We start from the raw sequence: 15,403 nt of genomic DNA, 5'->3' as shown, positions 1-15,403 counted from the left end.
TCAAGTTGATTCGGTATAAGCCTGTTGCAAGCTAGTTGGTAGTGTTTCATTTTGTAATTTATTATTGAGTAACTGTTAACCGACGCACGAAATTAATAAAAATTATGTCAGAATCTAGCCCGTGCAACGGTATGGATATACTCTCAGTAGCACGAATATAGCTGTATACATGTAATACATGTAATTTAACGGACTAAAAATGAAACTTTTTTACAGTTTATTACGCTATGTAGAAAAAAGTTGCCTGTTTGCTTGTTTTTTGCGCGAACGAAAAGTGTGAGTTTAATCCATATAAATCATGCTCTTAAGTTCATTTTTGCGATTGCCTTACTACTTTCTGGTTAATTCTTTTTGGGTAACTGATCTGGGTCAATTTTTTTCACACTGTGAAATAATATACTCAGCCCTGAAAGCAATTTACTAAGAACGCTGATGTTTAAGGTTAAAAGCAAGCAGCGAATTTAATAAAAAGTTTTTAATATTTATTATTTTAGGAGATCCACCATGCCTGTAACTAACTTAGCGGAACTTGATGCTCTAGTAGCTCGCGTTAAAGCAGCACAAGAAGAGTTTGCAACATTCTCTCAAGAGAAAGTAGACGCAATCTTCCGCGCAGCTTCTCTTGCTGCTAACCACGCTCGTATTCCACTTGCTCAACAAGCAGTTGCTGAATCTGGAATGGGTATTGTTGAAGATAAGGTTATCAAAAACCACTTTGCATCTGAATTTATCTACAACAAATACAAAGACGAAAAAACATGTGGCATCTTAGAAGAAGATGACAACCTAGGCACAATGACTATCGCTGAGCCTGTAGGTATCATCTGTGGTATCGTTCCAACAACGAACCCAACTTCTACAGCAATCTTCAAATCTCTAATTTCTCTTAAGACACGTAACGGCATCATCTTCTCGCCACACCCACGTGCAAAGAACTCAACTAACGACGCAGCGAAACTAGTTCTAGACGCAGCTGTTGCAGCTGGTGCTCCAAGAGACATCATCGGTTGGATCGACCAACCATCTGTAGAGCTTTCTAACGCGCTTATGAAGCACGACGGTATCGCACTTATCCTTGCTACTGGTGGTCCAGGCATGGTTAAAGCAGCATACTCTTCTGGTAAGCCTGCTATCGGTGTTGGTGCTGGTAACGTTCCTGTAGTTATCGATGAAACAGCTGACATCAAACGTGCTGTAGCATCTATCCTTATGTCTAAGACTTTCGATAACGGCGTAGTATGTGCTTCTGAGCAAGCTGCAATCGTAGTTGGTGAAGTATACGACGAAGTGAAAGAGCGTTTCGCTTCTCACAAAGCTCACGTTCTATCTAAAGCTGACGCTGATAAAGTACGTAAAGTTCTGCTTATCGACGGCAACCTAAACGCTAAAATCGTAGGTCAACCTGCTCCAGCAATCGCTGAAATGGCGGGTGTTAAAGTTCCTGCTGATACAAAAGTACTTGTAGGTGAAGGTCTTGGTAAAGTTTCTTACGATGACGAATTCGCTCACGAGAAACTATCTCCAACTCTAGGTCTATTCCGCGCAGACGACTTCGAAGACGCAGTTGCTCAAGCGGTAACTATGGTTGAAATCGGTGGTATCGGTCACACATCTGGTCTTTACACTAACCAAGATACTAACGCAGACCGCATCCGTTACTTCGGTGACAAGATGAAGACTGCTCGTATCCTAATCAACATCCCGACTACTCACGGTGGTATCGGTGACCTGTACAACTTCAACGTTGCACCTTCTCTAACTCTAGGTTGTGGTTCATGGGGTGGTAACTCTATCTCTGAGAACGTAGGTCCTAAGCACCTTATCAACAAGAAAACTGTAGCGAAGCGAGCTGAAAACATGTTGTGGCACAAACTACCTAAGTCTATCTACTTCCGTCGTGGTAGCCTTCCAATCGCAATGAGCGACTTAGAAGGTAAGAAACGCGCATTCCTAGTAACTGACCGTTTCCTATTCAACAACGGTTACGCAGATGACGTAGTTAGCCTGCTTAAAGCACAAGGCATCGAAGTTCAAACTTTCTTCGACGTAGAAGCGGATCCAACGCTATCTGTTGTTGAGAAAGGCGCTGAAGCAATGAAGAGCTTCCAACCTGACGTAATCCTTGCTCTAGGTGGCGGTTCTCCAATGGATGCTGCTAAGATCATGTGGGTTATGTACGAGCACCCAGAAACTCACTTCGAAGAACTAGCAATGCGCTTTATGGACATCCGTAAACGTATCTACAAGTTCCCTAAAATGGGTCAAAAAGCTGAGCTTGTATGTATCACTACAACTTCAGGTACAGGTTCAGAGGTTACTCCATTCGCTGTTGTTACAGACGACAAGACTGGTGCTAAATACCCACTAGCTGATTACGAAATCACGCCAAACATGGCTATCGTTGATGCGAACCTAGTTATGAACATGCCTAAGTCTCTAACAGCGTTCGGTGGTTACGATGCAGTAACTCACGCTCTTGAAGCTTACGTATCTGTTCTAGCGAACGAGTACTCAGACGGTCAAGCTCTTCAAGCTCTTAAGATGCTTAAAGAATACCTACCATCAAGCTACAAAAATGGTGCGGCTGACCCAATCGCTCGTGAGAAAGTACACAACGCAGCAACTATCGCTGGTGTAGCATTTGCGAACGCATTCCTAGGTGTGTGTCACTCAATGGCTCACAAAATTGGTGCTGAGTTCCACCTACCACACGGTCTTGCTAACGCACTACTTATCTCAAACGTTGTACGTTACAACGCGAACGATAACCCAACTAAGCAGACTGCATTCTCTCAGTACGACCGTCCACAAGCACGTCGTCGTTACGCTGAAGTTGCTGACCACCTAGGCCTAAGCCAAGCTGGTGACCGTACTGCTCAGAAGATTGAACGTCTACTGACTTGGTTAGAAGAGCTTAAAGTTGACCTAGACATCCCACTATCTATCCAAGCTGCGGGTGTTAACGAGTCTGACTTCATCGCTAAACTAGACGAGCTAGCTGTTGAAGCGTTCGATGACCAGTGTACAGGTGCTAACCCACGTTACCCTCTAATCACTGAGCTAAAAGAAGTTCTAACAACTTCTTACTTCGGCCAACCATACGTTGAAGGCGAAACTTTCGAAGGTACTACAGTTATCCTTAAGAAAGCAGACCAAAAGCCAGCTGAAGCGAAAGCGCCAAAAGCTAAAAAAGAAAAAGCTAACGCATAATAAGTAAGCATTAGTTTTGAGATAAGTTTTCGCTAGCACGATACTTATCTATCGGGAAAAGATGAAAGCCCCAGTCGAGAGACTGGGGCTTTTTTTATGTTTGGTTCGTTTGTAAAACGGATTGAAAGGCAATTGCTCTGCTACTCGATTTGAGTCGAGTCAGCCATGTTCACTTGGAGTAGAGAGTTAAACCTCTGCCGCGACAACTCGCCCACTGAAGTAGTCATTCGAGACAATGTATTCGGTTGTTCTGGTCAGCTCGTCTTGCAGCTGCGCCCAGTGACATCGGTTGAGCTTGCCATCGGAGTTATGAACGGCGGGAACAACGCCACCGACTCGAATACCAAAGGGAGTCAGCTCTTTCGCCCAACTATGGGTAAAGCCAGTGATCATTGAGTTTGCGCTCTCTAAGCCGGACACATCGTGAAAGTCATCATGAGATATCACATTCACAATCACGCCTTCTTTATCTTCCTCTCGCAATCTCTCAGCACTGATTTGCCCAAATGCGAACAGGGTCGATGCCATCGATGAGAGATCATTAATAAAGCTACTCACAGGTTGATCGCCAATTAGGCTAGGCATTGGGGAGCTTATCCAGTTATTGACCAACACATCGGGTGTCGTGTTGAAGGTAGTTTGAATAAAATCATATACGCTGAGGATCGCTTGGCTGTCATTTCCTTTGAGCGTGTAGTGGTAAACAGAGTCAGAAAAGCGGGCACACTGTAGATACGTCGCTTTAAGTGCTTCCGTGTCTTTATCACAAAGGATGACGGTGGCTCCAAGGTTAACAAAGTGGTTCGCAATCGTCCCTCCCAGTCGCGAGCCGGCAGATGTCACCAATATGATTGAGCTTTTTATTTCCATCCCAGTACCTAAACAAATCGTCCATGTCGGATAAGGATGGGTTAAAATTTATACAATGGGTGTGAATTGGTTCAAACTAAGGTGTGCCAATTAATAAGTTTTTATGAACTTAGTGGCACGTCACATTTTGTAGTAACTTCAAGCGGTAACCGACATCAGGTGTTTTTAGGTTGCCTAAGGCTAGTGGTTCATATCATTCATGTGAATACTTTGAAGTGTGCGAGTTAGTCGAGGAAGAGCTGTGGAGAGACAGCGAAAAAGGGAAAGGTAGGAGACCGCTATACTTGAGCTTGAATTTGATACTGACGTTGCGCGGAGGTTAGCTCATTGTAGAGCGTGGCATGTGGCAAATCAGGTAAATGCTTGTTGGCAAGTTTGCGTCGGTCATGACCAGAAAGGTTCTGGTAAACCTCTTCGGGTAAGTCGGCCGTATCTTCAGGCATGAAGGCAAGCGCTTCGGGTTTCAAGTAATGGCTGAGCTTGGCGCTAGCAAGGCTAGCTTGATGAAAATGATTAGATTGCTGTGCAGAAATCTCATACGACGATTGGTTTGAACGCAGTTGTTGAGGCTCTGCTACGCCAAATTGTTTGCGCAGGCGATCTTCATTTGTCTCTGTGATTTCAATGGTGTCAATTGGCGTGCAATCACGGACATCATTAGAAAACATAGATAACAGCAACGCGAAATCTGCACGGCGACCTTGCTCAACCGCTTGGCTGATCCCGATGCCGAACTTCAGTTCGTTGATGATTCCTGCTTTGTCTAAAGTATGTATTTGCATGCTGCCTCTCTTGGATACACCTTTAACGGCATGGAGTCGGCAAACTTTAGTGTTTAATTACAGGCAAATAGAGAATTTATGCAGGGTAGGGAAGAAAGCTATCAATAGGGCGAGAAGTAAGCGCTATTGGCGAGCTTATTGCGAAATGCCTAGATTTTGTGGAATACGACAGATACAAAAAAGCTCACGCCGGGGCATGAGCTTTCAATAGATAACTCGCTATAAATAGCGCAGCGTAAGCAATAATTACTTAGCTAGGTTCTCTTCTACGAAAGACCAGTTTACTAGGTTCCAGAATGCAGCCATGTAGTCAGGGCGAACATTGCGGAAATCGATGTAGTAAGCGTGTTCCCATAGGTCAACAGTTAGAAGTGGAGTAACACCTTCTTCTGTTAGAGGAGTAGCAGCGTTAGAAGTGTTAACGATGTCTAGAGAACCGTCAGCTTTCTTAACTAACCAAGTCCAAGAAGAACCGAAGTTGTTGATTGCTGAATCAGTGAATTTCGCTTTGAATTCTTCGAAAGAACCGAATGCAGCGTTGATAGCTTCTGCAACAGCGCCAGTTGGTTCGCCGCCTGCTTTAGGAGCAAGACAGTGCCAGTAGAACGTGTGGTTCCAGATTTGAGCAGCGTTATTGAAAACACCACCAGTAGAAGTCTTAACGATCTCTTCTAGTGTTTTGCCTTCAAACTCAGTACCTGGGATAAGACCGTTTAGCTTAACAACGTAAGTGTTGTGGTGCTTACCGTGGTGGAAATCTAGCGTTTCTGCTGAGATGTGTGGTTCTAGCGCGTCTTTCGCGTAAGGAAGAGCCGGTAGTTCAAATGCCATTGCTCAATTCTCCATTGATATGAAAGAGTTAACTCTTTCGATTGCTTCCAGTGATATTATTATTCATGGCTCGCTATACAGCCAACCATGGTCAATTTGCTGACTTGCGATATAGTTTAGCAAGTTTTTACTTTATTAAAAGCTTATTTCATTACTTTTGTGTGAATTGTTAGCTTAGCTTGTTAACCGCTTTTTTTATATGGTTTTTATTCTTTTAGTTTGGGGTAGAATAAAGGCAATAAAAGCCGTAATCCATTAACGAGGAAGCAATGGAAACTATCGATAAAATCAAACAGCAAATTGAAGAAAACACTATTCTACTGTACATGAAAGGTTCTCCTAAGCTACCTAGCTGTGGTTTCTCTTCTCAAGCGTCTCAAGCTCTAATGGCATGTGGCGAAAAATTTGCTTACGTAGATATCCTACAAAACCCTGATATCCGTGCAGAGCTTCCTGCTTACGCACAATGGCCTACTTTCCCACAACTTTGGGTTGAAGGTGAGCTAATCGGTGGTTGTGACATCATTCTTGAGATGTTCCAAAAAGGTGAACTTCAGCCAATCGTTAAAGAAGCAGCGGCTAAAGTTGCTGGCGATGACGCTGAATAAGTTCTAGCCTTTGCGCTGAATAGTTAAAATGAGGGGCCTTAATCAGGCTCCTTTTTTGTTTGAATTGATCGAATCATTGACTCGATAAGGAATGAACAATGAACGTAAAACTTCATTATGTGCATGATCCAATGTGCAGCTGGTGTTGGGGTTACAAGCCAACACTTGAGTTATTGAAACAACAATTGCCTGCGAGCATTGAGTTTAACTATGTAGTGGGTGGTTTGGCCCCGGATTCTGATGAGCCAATGTCAGAAGAGATGAAAGGCAAGCTGCAAGCGATCTGGAAGCAGATCGAAGCTAAGCTAGGTACTGAGTTTAATCATGAGTTTTGGACTGAGTGCCAACCCGTCCGCAGTACTTACCCTGCGTGCCGTGCTGTGATTGCCGCTGGTTTTCAAGACCACTACGAGGCGATGCTTGAAGCGATTCAACATGCTTACTACCTTCGTGCGATGCTGCCTCATAGCCAAGATACGCATTTGCAGTTGGCTGAAGAGCTAGGCATGAATGTTCAACAGTTTGAAAATGACCTTTCTAGCAAGTTATTGGAAAGTGAGTTAGATGACCAGCTAGGCTTTAAAGAAGCGATGGGTGTATTTTCTTACCCAACCTTAATGCTTGAAGTGAACGGCATCTTTAGTGAAGTTGAATTGGATTATCATTCAACAGAAGCAACGCTTAAGTCTATTCGCGAAATTCTAGTGAGTAATGCTCCCGCTGCATAATTCAGCGAAAGTTATATTTATTCGCAATTATTTCAAAGGCTTACTCATAAGAGTAAGCCTTTTCTTTTGTCTGACGTAGTTGGTTTATTTCCTCAGTAAATCGTTCAAATGTCGAATTCACTTCCTCGATTGACGCTTCAATTTTTGATTGGACTTGCTCCAGGCTAATCGCTTCGATAACCAGATCATTTGCCTGTGCCTCAATGTTGGCTAGCGGCGAGGCAATCATGTCACATGCGACCATTTTCGCTGCGCCTTTAAGTCGGTGCGCTGTGGTTTTTAGTTCCTTATATTCCCTGCTCGCCCAATATGTTTTTATCCGTTCATTATCTTCAATAAAGCTTGCGGCAAACTCATCGAGTAAGATCATTACCACCTCGTGATCTTCAAATAGATCGTAGAGCGCGGCGTAGTCGATAACCTGATTGTTGGCATTTTGGAACGAGTCTTGAGGGCTAGTAGGAGTAACCTTTTGGCTAGGCTCTGATGGGTTACTGTCCTCCACTTCCGCAAAGCTCTGTTCAATGTCTTGGAACAACATCGAAAACTCATTGGCTTCTTGGTCCTCAGCTAAAGGATTTGACAACGAGCCTTTGTCCTGACTGTGCGAGCTTGGGTTTTCTGCATCAGAAATATCGTTTTCAGGCGCTGGGAAGGAGTCATTTATAGCGGGCAACCACTTCTCAATGGTCAGCTTCATTTGCTTAATGGACACTGGCTTAACTAAGAAGTCATCCATGCCGTGTGCATAACAGTTTGCATCCTCACCTTGTACAGCATTTGCTGTTAACGCGACAATAGGCAACCTTTGAGTTTCTTGATCGAGCTCCTCGCTGCGTTGCTCTATCTGACGAATGCTCGACGCGAGCGTATACCCATCCATCTCAGGCATATGGCAATCGGTAAGAAGTAGCCCATAACGCTTATCTTTTAAGGCATTGAGGGCGAGTAATCCGTTATCGACAATATCGGCGTGGACACCAATACTCTCAAGCTGCTTAGCGATCACTTGTTGATTGATGGGATGATCTTCCGCGACCAGAATCAGCCTGCCATTGCTCTCTGCTTGTTCGCGAGTCTCTTTAGCGATAGGCGCTCTAGTTTCGCTGTTGAGTGGCGAGATTAGATTGTCGTGACTGACGGGTTTCGTTAGAACATGCACAAGGTTATCGGGTAGCAGCGGATTCACCGACAAGCACCAAGAGTTCCCTAAAGGCTCAGGTGAGAGCATTGGGTTTTGGTTGATCACAGTGAAACGTGTTGAGCTCGTATGTTGTTGAATCCAAGCATCGGTAATCGCCAGTTGTTGCCATACAGACATCGCCACAAAGATGTGTTTTGGCTGATGTTTGATGACCATCTCTTTGAGTAGGTGCTTTTGATTAATGTGCAGAACTTTTGGTTCAAGGCCGAAGTGTTTCAGATATCGACACAGCTCTTCTTGCTGCAGAACGTAGCCGACAACATATACCTCGTGTGAGTGATTACCGACATCTAGCTCAATAGGGTTCTCAGTTTCCGAAGTGCAAATCAGCGTTTTTGATAGAGCCAAAGCATTGCTAGCCGCATGTTCAGGAGTACAAGTCGGGAGGGTAACGGTAACCGTAAAGTGGCTGCCTTTTCCTTCTTCACTCGACAGTTCTATATTGCCATCCATCTGTTCAATTAACTTCAAAGCGATAGACAGTCCAAGCCCTGTGCCACCAAAGCGGCGGCTGGTGGTTTTGTCAGCTTGTTCAAAAGGCTGGAATAAACTTTGTTGTCTGTCTTTCGGGATGCCAATGCCCGTGTCTGAAACGGTGAGGCTAATTCTCTGCTGATGTTCGTTCTGTTCCATTACATCGACATGTAACGAAATAGTGCCGTGTTCGGTGAACTTAATTGCATTATTGAGGAAGTTGTTGAGAATCTGATGGAGTCGTATATCGTCTGCGAACAACCACTGAGCGAGGTTTGGGTCTTGCCAATAGTGGAAGGCCAAGCCTTTTTGCTGTGCATGAATAGATTGCGGTTGCACGATACGCGCGAGTACCTTGCCAAGCTCAATTTCAGTCGGGCTAAGCTCTAGTTTACCTGCTTCAATTTTTGAGTAATCGAGTACATCGTTGACGATGTGCAGTAAATTACGAGCCGACTGATTTAATCCTCCGTGTAAGTTCAGTAACTCCTCACTCAGCTGATGTTCCTGCATTAACTCCAACAGCCCCAAGATCCCACTGATTGGGGTGCGAACTTCGTGGCTAATGGTCGCTAAGAATTGCGACTTAGCGGCCGTCGCACTTTCTGCTTTTTGACGTGCATTATCTAAAGCTTGCTGCTGTTTTTTCAGCAAGGTGATGTCTGTGATCACCGTATTCCATTCAATGGTTTGGCCGCTCGATACTTGGCTATTAAATTTCACCCATTTCGCTTCACCTGATTCTAACTGCACTTGCTGTTCATTTTCCCAATGCCCAGATTCAATGGCATCGAGCATGCTGGTTTTAAACTGTGGCAAGCCATCCTTCGAGATAAGCTCAAAAAGACGTTGAGGATGCTCTTTTACGCTATCAACAGATAAGCCGAACATATCGGCTACACCTGCACTGACGAAGCTAAACCGCATATCTAAAGGCTGTTGAGGGTGTGTTTGAATGTGTTTAAGCACAACCCCATCAATGTTGTCGGCCAGCGTTTTCAAATGGGCTTCTGCTGCTTTTGCTCTCTGCTCGGCGACCTTTCGCTGCTCGATTTCAGCCGCCATTTTGCGGTTCCAAAATACGATCACGAAGATGACCACAAAGATTCCAACGCCAATGATCGCAGACCATTTAGCCACTTCACGTGGCGACAAGCCTTCTTGATATTCATAGGTCAGCCATTTGTTCTCCAAGCGTTCTAATTCATTGGCAGGAAGCGCACTAATGGCTTTGTTGAGAATGCTCAGCAGCATGGGGTGGCGGAAGTTAACGGCGAGAGCCAGCGGTGCGCTGTTTTGTTCGTTGATGGTGCCGGTGATTTTAAATTGCCCAACGTAGTCTTGGTGCAATAGCGGGGCTGCACGATGAAGCGAGGCGAGCACAAAACTGATTTCGTCTTTTTGTAATGCTTGAAAAGCGCTGACATGATTAATGTAAGAGACGGCTTGGCAAGTCAGGCAGAGAGAAGGGAGTACCGTTGTACCTCCAGAGTTTTCAATCACAGCGATGGCTTCGGTTCCACTTGGCGCAAAGTTGCCTAATCGATCAGAGCGACTTAAAAGCACCCATGGTTCAGAGCTGTAGGCTTGAGTGAAGTCCATGTATCGAGCTTTATCTGTGGTTGGTGTGATGTTGGTCAACACCATAGTCTCACCATTATTGAACGCGACCTCTGCGGCTTCGGGTGTTAGGTAAGTGGTACTTTCGAATGATACGCCAAGCACATTGCTTATTAGATTCAACACATCAGCAGATAGTCCAGAGTGTTGCTGTTGCTTGTTAGTGAAATCGTAAGGGTACCAATTGGCGTGTGTGCCAGTAGGGATGTTTGGGTTGCTATTAAGCCAGTTCTTTTCGTCTTGAGTTAAATTCAATGTTCCGTAATCGAGCAACATCGAGTGTTGAGACGGAGCAAGCCATTGATTGTAAATCGACTGCAGCGAACCTTGCTTGATGTCCTCTAAAGCGAAATTGATTCGACTAAGTAGTTTGTGGGTTCCTTTTTTGACGGCAAAGTGCAAGTGATCAGCGGGTAGGTCGGGAAGTACAGATAATGTCAGTGAGTCTCGAGGCTGTTCACGTAGCAGTGCAGAAAGGGCAAGCGCATCGCCAATATAAGCATCGACACGATTTTCTTGTATCGCAGTGAAGGCCGCTTGTGTGCTGTCTAGTGTTGTAATTCGACTCTCAGGAAGCAGGCTAGGAAGAAGATCATTAAGCGCAAACCCTTTCTCCAATGCTAAGTTCGCGCTTGCCAGTTCACCCAAATCGTTTATTTTTCGATTTTGAGTAATCACCGCTCGTCTTATGGAGAACATAGGCTCACTAAAGGTCATGTATTCTTGGCGCTCTTTAGTTGAAGAGACACCGACTAGCAGATCTAACTCACCTCTTTCAAATGCACTGAGCACGGCGCTAAAGGTTGGATACAGTTCAATTTGGTACTTGAAGCCTGCATTAGCCGAGACTTGATCTAACATACTGATCAACAACCCTTCGGATACGAGGTTTCCTGAGGGAGTCTTATGTTGATAGCTGTAAGGAACCATGTCATATGAAGGCAGACCTACACGTAAAATCACTTGGTTAGTTGATGTGGATTCGTTGAGGTTTGGTGGTGTATTGTCAGCAAAAGTGTGCAGCGGCCACATCAACAGTGAAAGGCAACTCAATAAAAAGGCGACACACCAGATTTTCGTTTTTGAAGCATTGTTCTGCATAAAGACATCCTGTCGTTTACGTACTCACTTGGGTTTGACGGCATGCTCAACTAACGGCGGCCAGAGGGGCTTTGGTTAGTGTGGGTAATGCAAAATTGTCTGCTTGCTGCAAAGCCATGCGTTGCAAAAGGGCGAGGCTGGTATTATCGGCTTTAAGATAAACATCAATTTGACGTTTTGTTTGATCAACTTTGTCCTGTAGCCCCAAGGCTTGATAACACAATGCCAATAAGAAGAAGGCTTCAACATCATTGTCTGAGAACTCGTTCATCGAAATGCTTTCTAATCGCTCTTTCGCAGCTTCACGTTGATCGAGTTGAATGAGTTGCAAAGTACGACAAAGTTTCAGTAACGGTTTACTGAGTGCGAATGACTTTTCAGAATGAGAGAGCCTTTGCCAAGCTCCTTCAGGCTTCCAAAGTGCTAACTCTTTTTGAGAGAGGGTTAAACTGTCCGCCCATAAGATGAGTGCTCGCTTACCCGGTGAATCCCAGATCGAATGCGGGACTAATTGGGCTAGCGATTTGAGATAAAGAGTCGCCTGATCGACGTTCTTATCGAGTAGCTGAAGCCAAACCATGGTGTTGGTCAGTTCGATGTTACTGCCATTTACTGTGAGCACTTGTTCAATGAGCGTGTTGGCTGATTCGAAGTCACTAGTATTTAAGCAGATCTTAACCTTAAGTTGCTGCAGTTTGATATTGCGAGGGTTGTTTTCTATTAAGTCATCTATCTGACTTAGCGCGTCGTGATAATTCTGTTGAGCGATATGGATTTCAACCAGCTTAACCTTGGCAGGCAAGTAATCATGGAGTTGCAACAACCCATTTAACATGGCTTGTGCTTCATCGAGGTGTTGATTCTTTATCAGAATGTTCGCCATGTAGATGATGGCATCTTTCAATGTTGACGGGTCAGGAGCTTGACCAAATAGCGGCTTTACCGCGTTGAGCCCATTCTTGAGATAGGCTTGCTCTAATGTTGAAAAGTATTGCTGTCGAGAGAGTGCTGAGGTGACTCTTTTGATGATGTCATCGGCACGTATTGGTTTAATCAAGTAACCATCAGGTTCGAAGTTAGCATAGCCAAAGAAGGTGTCTTGACTGTCATTGCCGGTGACGATAAAAACAATCGTTTGTGGCCTAATCAATTCTTTTTGCTGCAAAAACTCAAGTAGCTGCAAGCCATTGCTTCCCGAACCTAAATCGTGGTCAATCAATAAGATATCGAACCGATGTGCCCGGCATGCCTCAATCGCGTTTTGTGCATTAGACGCACTAATCACATTATTGTTCGGTACGCCTAGCTTGATAAGCAGTGCGCGTGTTGCACTTTGAATCACACTGCTGTCATCAATGATGAGATAGCGCGAACGGGCGAGTATATCCATATAGTAGCCTTCTGACGTATTGAGCCTTGCCGCTTTATTACACCAATCGTAGTAAACAACTAATCATCCTAGCTGGTTAAAACGCTCGATAACTGCGTTAGAATTTTTGATTGTAGAATAACTACTTACCAAAAAAACCTGCCTTGTTCTCGAACCTTTTTCCTGTGCTATTTCTGATCATTTACTTAATGTGATTGGTATTCTCTATGAATTAGCGGCTTATTTATTAAACACTTAAGTGTAGAAGTGAATTTAATGAATAGCCATAAGTTGCATATCAATGCGCACGGGATAATGTATAGAAAGTGACGTTGGTTCAGAAGGTTAGCTTGTTTGAAAAGATAGGAAGGAAGAGTGGAATGAATCCCAGATACAAAAAAGACCGCACGAGGCGGTCTTTATAAAAGTTAGCTTAGGGTTCTTTAACTACAGAACCTAATTACAGAACCATGGCTGCAATCCAACCGAAGACGATCAGCGGGATGTTGTAGTGCAGGAACGTCGGTACTACGGTTTCCCATACGTGCTCGTGTTGACCATCAGCATTTAGACCAGACGTTGGACCTAATGTTGAGTCAGAAGCAGGAGAGCCCGCATCACCAAGTGCTGCAGCTGTACCTACTAGAGCGATTGTTGCCATTGGCGAGAAGCCAAATGCTGCTGCTAATGGAACGTAGATAGTCGCAAGGATTGGAATCGTAGAGAACGAAGAACCAATGCCCATAGTAACCAATAGACCAACAATTAGCATAAGTAGTGCTGCTAGAGGCTTGTTGTCGCCGATGCTTGTTGAAAGTGCTTCAACCAAAGATTCAACGCCACCAGTTTGCTTCATTACTGCTGCGAAACCTGCCGCTGCAATCATGATGAAACCGATCATCGCCATCATGTGAACGCCCTTGGTGAAAACATCTTGTGTCTCTTTCCAAGCAATAACGCCACCGAAGGTAAATACCATGAAACCCGCTAGAGCACCGATGATCATAGAACCCGTCGACAGTTGAACTGTTAGCGCTGCTACGATACCCGCTGCTGCAACTAGGATGTGCTTCTTGTTGATCTCTTTCACTTCTGTTGAAACAACCGTGTGAGAGGTTTCTTTGTATTGGCGAGGCTTACGGTAAGTAAAGAATACTGCAGTAAGAAGACCGAAGATCATGCCTGCTGCTGGTAACAACATTGCCATAGGTACTTGGCTTGCTACAACGTTTTCAAGACCATTGTCGTGAAGGTTTTTAAGCAGGATGTTGTTTAGGAAGATGCCGCCAAAACCAATTGGTAACACCATGTAAGGCGTAATCAGACCAAAAGTAAGTACACACGCAACTAGACGACGGTCTAGGTTCATTTTTGCGAATACGCCTAGTAGAGGTGGGATTAAGATTGGGATGAAGGCGATATGTACTGGAATCACGTTTTGCGAAGACATGGTCACTAAGATCAACGACGCAAGCATTCCGTATTTAAGACCAGTCGATGCTGCACTGTTCTCTTTGCCGTGAATGCGTTTGATAACACTTTGAGCAAGGAGATCTGTGATACCAGAACGTGAGATAGCAACAGCGAATGTACCAAGCATAGCGTAGCTAAGTGCAATCGTTGCACCGCCGCCTAATCCACTTTCGAAAGCCGCGACTGCGTCGTTCAAGCTCATACCAGAGGCTACGCCACCGATAATTGCACTGAACGTCAGAGCAACGACTACGTTTACGCGCATCAAAGCTAAAACAAGCATGATGCAAACTGAAATTACAACAGGATTCATATTATTCTCGGGATGTTGTGTTTTTTATGAAGGCAATACGAGTGAACGTTTACCGACTCTATTTTTTATTCTTCGTCAACAAGAGGCCAACCACCAAGGGCTTTCCATTTGTTTACAATGCCGCAAAATAACTCTGTGGTTTTTTGCGTATCATACAAAGCAGAGTGTGCTTCTTTGTTGTCAAATTCCATCCCTGCAGTGCGGCAAGCTTTAGCCAAAACGGTTTGACCGTAGGCAAGACCACTAAGAGCTGCAGTGTCAAAAGTAGCAAATGGATGGAAAGGGACGCGTTTAAGCTTACAGCGCTCACTTGCCGCATTAACGAAGTTCAAATCGAATGTAGCGTTGTGAGCAACCATGATTGCGCGACTGCAATCTGAAGCTTTTTGTTCTTTTCTCACTAGCTTGTAGATTTCTTTAAGGGCTTCTTGTTCCGACACAGCACCACGTAATGGGCTAAATGGGTCTTTAATTCCGTTAAAGTCTAATGCTGCCTGCTCTATATTTGCGCCTTCAAAAGGCTCAATGTGAAAATGAAGCGTTGATGCAGGGTGCAGATCTCCGTTCTCATCCATTTTTAATGTAATGGCACAGATTTCTAATAATGCATCGGTTTCAGCGTTAAACCCTGCGGTTTCCACGTCGATGACCACTGGAAAATAGCCGCGAAAGCGTTTTTTTAGGGTCAGAGCTTCGTTTTCTACAGTCATGTTAGCCCAAATAAGTGTGATTAAGGCTGCATTATTGCAGATAATAGCAGTGATAAAAACTAGGGAAGGGCAATAAATCATAAATTACCTAACCCATTACGGCTTGATAA

At 44.4% G+C, this 15,403-nt stretch carries 10 protein-coding genes; 3 read left to right on the top strand and 7 right to left on the bottom strand.

The features are described 5' to 3' along the window. The first annotated feature begins 504 nt into the window (after positions 1–504). Positions 505–3,210: a bifunctional acetaldehyde-CoA/alcohol dehydrogenase gene (gene adhE, locus AB4484_RS20600; RefSeq protein WP_017056490.1), complete on the top strand. Its 2,706-nt coding sequence runs from the start codon at positions 505–507 to the stop codon at positions 3,208–3,210. A gap of 186 nt (positions 3,211–3,396) precedes the next feature. On the opposite strand, the gene AB4484_RS20595 is transcribed toward adhE, so the two are convergent. The 3 genes from AB4484_RS20595 to sodB form a co-directional block, all read right to left on the bottom strand. Continuing rightward, on the bottom strand, positions 3,397–4,080 hold the full coding sequence (locus tag AB4484_RS20595) for an SDR family oxidoreductase (RefSeq protein ID WP_050620898.1): 684 nt from the start codon (positions 4,078–4,080) through the stop codon (positions 3,397–3,399). A gap of 278 nt (positions 4,081–4,358) precedes the next feature. Further along, positions 4,359–4,862, bottom strand: coding sequence for a VC2046/SO_2500 family protein (locus AB4484_RS20590; protein WP_372080115.1), 504 nt, complete (start codon positions 4,860–4,862; stop codon positions 4,359–4,361). Positions 4,863–5,108: 246 nt separating this feature from the next. Further along, positions 5,109–5,693: a superoxide dismutase [Fe] gene (gene sodB, locus AB4484_RS20585; protein ID WP_004734050.1), complete on the bottom strand. Its 585-nt coding sequence runs from the start codon at positions 5,691–5,693 to the stop codon at positions 5,109–5,111. Between the two features lie 269 nt (positions 5,694–5,962). Between sodB and AB4484_RS20580 the strand changes: the two genes are divergently transcribed. Both AB4484_RS20580 and AB4484_RS20575 read left to right on the top strand, forming a co-directional pair. Next, on the top strand, positions 5,963–6,301 hold the full coding sequence (locus AB4484_RS20580) for a Grx4 family monothiol glutaredoxin (RefSeq protein ID WP_009848715.1): 339 nt from the start codon (positions 5,963–5,965) through the stop codon (positions 6,299–6,301). A 98-nt stretch (positions 6,302–6,399) separates the two neighbouring features. Then, on the top strand, positions 6,400–7,029 hold the full coding sequence (locus AB4484_RS20575; RefSeq protein ID WP_048610518.1) for a DsbA family protein: 630 nt from the start codon (positions 6,400–6,402) through the stop codon (positions 7,027–7,029). A gap of 40 nt (positions 7,030–7,069) precedes the next feature. Here the strand turns inward: AB4484_RS20575 and AB4484_RS20570 are convergent, their stop codons facing one another. The 4 genes from AB4484_RS20570 to rnt form a co-directional block, all read right to left on the bottom strand. Beyond that, complete coding sequence (locus AB4484_RS20570) at positions 7,070–11,428, bottom strand: transporter substrate-binding domain-containing protein (protein WP_372080113.1); 4,359 nt, start codon at positions 11,426–11,428, stop codon at positions 7,070–7,072. Positions 11,429–11,474: 46 nt separating this feature from the next. After that, complete coding sequence (locus tag AB4484_RS20565; RefSeq protein ID WP_372080111.1) at positions 11,475–12,818, bottom strand: response regulator; 1,344 nt, start codon at positions 12,816–12,818, stop codon at positions 11,475–11,477. A 439-nt stretch (positions 12,819–13,257) separates the two neighbouring features. After that, positions 13,258–14,583: a Na+/H+ antiporter family protein gene (locus AB4484_RS20560; protein WP_029235135.1), complete on the bottom strand. Its 1,326-nt coding sequence runs from the start codon at positions 14,581–14,583 to the stop codon at positions 13,258–13,260. A gap of 65 nt (positions 14,584–14,648) precedes the next feature. Next, a complete protein-coding gene (rnt, locus tag AB4484_RS20555; protein WP_017061178.1) occupies positions 14,649–15,293 on the bottom strand; it encodes a ribonuclease T in 645 nt (214 codons plus the stop codon). Positions 15,294–15,403 lie beyond the last annotated feature (110 nt).

The organism is Vibrio sp. 10N.261.46.A3 (genome assembly GCF_041472995.1).
GTDB lineage: Bacteria > Pseudomonadota > Gammaproteobacteria > Enterobacterales > Vibrionaceae > Vibrio > Vibrio coralliirubri.
This window is presented reverse-complemented; position numbering and strand designations above follow the sequence as displayed.